Annotated in this window: 6 protein-coding genes and 4 tRNA genes; 8 read left to right on the top strand and 2 right to left on the bottom strand. The window is 49.6% G+C overall.

All coding sequences use genetic code 11. From position 1 onward, the window contains the following. The 3 genes from NAZ64_RS22310 to birA all read left to right on the top strand — a co-directional run. Positions 1-285, top strand: a 285-nt coding sequence (locus tag NAZ64_RS22310) for a hypothetical protein (RefSeq protein ID WP_483641035.1), incomplete at its 5' end; no start/stop codon positions are given. Further along, a complete protein-coding gene (gene murB, locus NAZ64_RS22305) occupies positions 245-1,273 on the top strand; it encodes a UDP-N-acetylmuramate dehydrogenase (protein WP_151354394.1) in 1,029 nt (342 codons plus the stop codon). The genes NAZ64_RS22310 and murB, both read left to right, overlap by 41 nt. Beyond that, complete coding sequence (gene birA / locus NAZ64_RS22300; protein ID WP_000655746.1) at positions 1,270-2,232, top strand: bifunctional biotin--[acetyl-CoA-carboxylase] ligase/biotin operon repressor BirA; 963 nt, start codon at positions 1,270-1,272, stop codon at positions 2,230-2,232. Before murB ends, birA begins: the two co-directional genes overlap by 4 nt. A gap of 34 nt (positions 2,233-2,266) precedes the next feature. On the opposite strand, the gene coaA is transcribed toward birA, so the two are convergent. Beyond that, positions 2,267-3,217, bottom strand: a complete 951-nt coding sequence (gene coaA, locus NAZ64_RS22295; RefSeq protein WP_000023068.1) for a type I pantothenate kinase — start codon at positions 3,215-3,217, stop codon at positions 2,267-2,269. Between the two features lie 208 nt (positions 3,218-3,425). Continuing rightward, positions 3,426-3,599, bottom strand: a complete 174-nt coding sequence (locus NAZ64_RS22290; protein ID WP_031602421.1) for a hypothetical protein — start codon at positions 3,597-3,599, stop codon at positions 3,426-3,428. Positions 3,600-3,618: 19 nt separating this feature from the next. Here NAZ64_RS22290 and NAZ64_RS22285 point away from each other — a divergent pair. The 5 genes from NAZ64_RS22285 to NAZ64_RS22265 all read left to right on the top strand — a co-directional run. Beyond that, positions 3,619-3,694: transfer RNA gene (locus NAZ64_RS22285), tRNA-Thr, on the top strand. 8 nt (positions 3,695-3,702) lie between these two features. After that, positions 3,703-3,787: transfer RNA gene (locus tag NAZ64_RS22280), tRNA-Tyr, on the top strand. Positions 3,788-3,903: 116 nt separating this feature from the next. Continuing rightward, a tRNA-Gly gene (locus NAZ64_RS22275) sits at positions 3,904-3,978 on the top strand. A 6-nt stretch (positions 3,979-3,984) separates the two neighbouring features. Continuing rightward, positions 3,985-4,060 (top strand) — tRNA-Thr (locus NAZ64_RS22270). A gap of 115 nt (positions 4,061-4,175) precedes the next feature. Further along, the coding region (locus NAZ64_RS22265) for a GTP-binding protein (RefSeq protein ID WP_000031667.1) at positions 4,176-4,411 on the top strand (236 nt) is incomplete at its 3' end.

Genomic DNA, 4,411 nt, shown 5'->3' with positions numbered 1-4,411 from the left:
AAACAAGTGAAGAAGCCCGTCCGTCAGGACGGGCTTTTTTGCGTGTGTGGTAACTGTAAAAATGTAGGCCTGATAAGTGCAGCGCCATCAGGCAACCTGCACCGCCGGGTGGCGGCTCCGCCTTATCCGGCCTACGGCATCGGCACAATGCCTGTGTATACCGCCTTATTCCGTCGACATAACCACAAGCCTTCCCAACACAGATGCGGTAAACTAAGCCTGATTTTGCATCAGGAAAGCGTCTATGAATCACTCCCTAAAACCCTGGAATACCTTCGGCATTGATCATTGTGCAAAGCACATCGTATGCGCTGAAAACGAACAACAACTACTGAGCGCCTGGCAGCAAGCAACTCGTGAGGGACTGCCGGTTATGATCCTGGGTGAAGGAAGCAATGTCCTGTTTCTGGAAAATTACGCCGGCACCGTGATCCTTAACCGCCTGAAAGGCATTGAGGTCAATGAAACCGCGGACGCCTGGCACCTACACGTCGGCGCAGGCGAAAACTGGCATCAGCTGGTTCGCTACGCGCTGGACAACAACATGCCCGGCCTGGAGAATCTGGCGCTGATCCCTGGCTGCGTTGGTTCCTCGCCTATACAGAATATTGGCGCGTATGGCGTAGAACTACAGCGCGTCTGCGACTACGTTGACTGCGTTGATCTGGAAACGGGAAAACGTCTGCGTTTGTCTGCGGCGGAATGCCGTTTCGGCTATCGTGACAGTATCTTCAAAAATGAATATCAGGATCGCGTTGCGATCGTCGCGGTGGGGCTGCGTTTGTCAAAGCAATGGCAGCCGGTGTTGACCTATGGCGATCTTACTTGTCTGGACCCGAAAACGGTCACCGCGCAACAGGTGTTTGATGCTGTATGCCATATGCGCACCACAAAGTTGCCGGATCCTAAAGTGAATGGCAATGCGGGCAGCTTTTTTAAAAATCCCGTTGTCGCAGCCGATATTGCTATGGAACTGTTAGAACGATTTCCCAACGCGCCGCATTACCCTCAGGCAGACGGCTCAGTGAAGCTGGCGGCAGGCTGGCTGATAGATCAATGTCAGTTGAAAGGCGTCACCATTGGCGGCGCTGCGGTGCATCGCCAACAGGCGCTGGTATTGATTAATGCGAATGATGCGACAAGTAAAGATGTGGTGGCGCTGGCGCATCATGTCCGGCAAAAAGTGGGTGAAAAATTTAATGTCTGGCTGGAGCCTGAGGTTCGCTTTATTGGTCGGTCCGGAGAGGTGAACGCTGTGGAGAGCATTGCATGAAAGATACTACCGTTCCCCTGACGCTAATCTCACTACTTGCCGACGGAGAGTTTCACTCAGGCGAGCAGTTGGGTGAACGGCTGGGAATGAGCCGCGCGGCGATTAATAAACATATCCAGACATTACGCGACTGGGGAGTAGATGTATTTACCGTTCCGGGGAAAGGATATAGCTTGCCGGAACCCATCCAGTTACTGGATGCTGACCGTATTCATAGCCAACTGGATAGCGGAAACGTGGCGGTATTGCCCGTTATCGATTCAACCAATCAGTATTTACTTGATCGAATTGGCGAGCTGCGTTCAGGCGATGCCTGTGTAGCAGAATACCAACAGGCAGGGCGTGGTCGTCGCGGGCGTAAATGGTTCTCACCGTTTGGTGCGAATCTATATCTTTCAATGTACTGGCGTCTGGAGCAGGGGCCTGCGGCGGCAATAGGCTTGAGTCTGGTCATTGGAATTGTGATGGCGGAAGTGCTGCGTGAACTGGGCGCAGATAAAGTTCGCGTGAAGTGGCCTAACGACCTCTACCTGCTGGATCGCAAACTGGCGGGTATTCTGGTTGAGTTAACCGGTAAAACGGGCGATGCCGCACAAATAGTGATTGGCGCTGGTATTAACATGGCAATGCGTCGTGTAGAAGAGGACGTGATAAATCAGGGATGGATCACGTTGCAGGAGGCCGGAATTACGCTCGACCGCAATATGCTGGCCGCAAAGCTGATTTATAAGTTACGTGCTGCGCTTGAGCTTTTTGAGCAAGAAGGACTTTCTCCTTATCTTTCGCGCTGGAAAAAACTGGATAATTTTATTGATCGTCCGGTAAAACTGATTATTGGCGACAAAGAAATATTTGGTATTTCTCGCGGCATTGATACTCAGGGTGCATTATTGCTTGAACAGGATGGCGTGATTAAACCCTGGATGGGTGGGGAAATATCGCTGCGAAGCGCCGAATAGTAAAAAAGGGGAGTCGGTACTCCCCTTTTTTCTGTTATTTTCGCAATCTTACCTGTTCCACCGCATGGTTAGCGCTCTTGGTCATAATAAGGCTGGCACGTTCTCGTGTAGGTAAGATATTTTGTTTTAAATTCAACCAGTTAATTTCTTTCCAAAGCGAAGCTGCTGTATTAACAGCTTCTTCTTTAGATAATTTCGCATAATTGTGGAAATAAGAGTCAGGATCGGTAAACGCCCCTTCGCGGAATTTCAGGAAGCGGTTGATATACCATGTCTGAAGAAGTTCTTCTGGCGCATCAACGTAAATAGAGAAATCAACGAAATCAGAGACAAATACATGGTGCGGATCGTGAGGATAATCCATACCGCTTTGTAAAACATTCAAACCTTCAAGAATCAATATATCAGGCTGAGCGACGGTTTTATCCCCTTCAGGAATAACATCGTAAATCAAATGAGAATAGACTGGCGCCGTCACGTTCGGTACGCCCGACTTGAGGTCAGAAACGAATTTCACCAGTCGGTGCATATCATACGATTCGGGGAACCCCTTTTTCTTCATTAACCCGCGTTCTTTCAACACCTGGTTTGGGTGGAGGAAGCCGTCTGTGGTAATCAATTCAACACGGCGGTGTTCCGGCCAGCGACTCAGCAACGCTTGCAGAACGCGTGCTGTCGTGCTTTTACCCACTGCGACGCTGCCCGCGATACTGATGATGTAAGGGATTCGCTGGCCGTTAGTGCCCAGAAACTGTTCCAGGACAGCCTGACGACGCAGATTTGAACTGATATAGAAATTTAGCAAACGGGAGAGAGGTAAATATATTTCTGCAACTTCTTCCAGCGATAAATCTTCATTAATGCCTTTTAACTGCGCGATCTCATCCTCGGTCAGGGTCATCGGCACAGAATCGCGAAGCGCAGCCCACTGGCTGCGATCAAACTGTAGGTAAGGCGTCATTAACGATTGCTCTTTTATACTCATAAGCATGTTTCTGGCTGCTATTGCTACATCAGTTCAGCGATGAACGAGGGCCATCCCTGACATGCAACGGCACGTCACATTTAAGTTAATTTGGACAATGGGCAGGAGGGTAACACCAGATGGGGAGGAATAATAAGAAAAAATCTCGCTGTGAAAGCTATCCCTGAGAAGCAATGTGACGAATATACCAGATACAGAAGATTGCTTTCTATCGACGGAACGTTGAAATGCCGCGTCGTATCCTGGTCTGACGGTCAGTAAAATGCCGAAAATTTATGCTCTCTTGTTTGAAATTAGAGCATTTTTGTCTCTTATAGCGCAAAATGTGAGCGATAGAACATTTTATGCAATTTTTTAGTTGCATGAGCACGCAGGTCTCCATAGAATGCGCGCTACTTGATGCCGACTTAGCTCAGTAGGTAGAGCAACTGACTTGTAATCAGTAGGTCACCAGTTCGATTCCGGTAGTCGGCACCATCAAGTCCGGTGGGGTTCCCGAGCGGCCAAAGGGAGCAGACTGTAAATCTGCCGTCACAGACTTCGAAGGTTCGAATCCTTCCCCCACCACCATTTTCGGCCGCGCGATGGCGCAGCCCGAGACGATAAGTTCGCTTACCGGCTCGAATAAAGAGAGTTTCTCTCGATATTCAGTGCAGAATGAAAATCAGGTAGCCGAGTTCCAGGATGCGGGCATCGTATAATGGCTATTACCTCAGCCTTCCAAGCTGATGATGCGGGTTCGATTCCCGCTGCCCGCTCCAAGATGTGCTGATATAGCTCAGTTGGTAGAGCGCACCCTTGGTAAGGGTGAGGTCGGCAGTTCGAATCTGCCTATCAGCACCACTTCTTTTCTCCTTCCTGTTTTTCTCTTCTGTTTATTAGCATTCAACAAGTCGGGCGTGTTGCCTGGTTGATGTGGTGATATCACCGATTTATCCGTGTCTTAGAGGGACAATCGATGTCTAAAGAAAAGTTTGAACGTACAAAACCGCACGTTAACGTCGGTACTATCGGCCACGTTGACCATGGTAAAACAACGCTGACCGCTGCCATTACTACCGTACTGGCTAAAACCTACGGCGGTGCCGCTCGCGCATTCGACCAGATCGATAACGCGCCGGAAGAAAAAGCGCGTGGTATCACCATCAACACTTCTCACGTTGAATACGATACCCCGACCCGCCACTACGCACA

The organism is Salmonella sp. A1325, assembly GCF_056991255.1.
Note: the sequence above shows the minus strand (reverse complement) of the source record. Positions and strands in the feature narration are given on the sequence as shown.

Excerpts from the sequence above, each read along its gene's own strand:
- murB (WP_151354394.1), top strand. The coding sequence starts at position 245 with ATGAATCACTCCCTAAAACCCTGGAATACCTTCGGCATTGATCATTGT.
- coaA (WP_000023068.1), bottom strand. The coding sequence starts at position 3,217 with ATGAGTATAAAAGAGCAATCGTTAATGACGCCTTACCTACAGTTTGAT.
- birA (WP_000655746.1), top strand. The coding sequence starts at position 1,270 with ATGAAAGATACTACCGTTCCCCTGACGCTAATCTCACTACTTGCCGAC.
- NAZ64_RS22290 (WP_031602421.1), bottom strand. The coding sequence starts at position 3,599 with ATGGAGACCTGCGTGCTCATGCAACTAAAAAATTGCATAAAATGTTCT.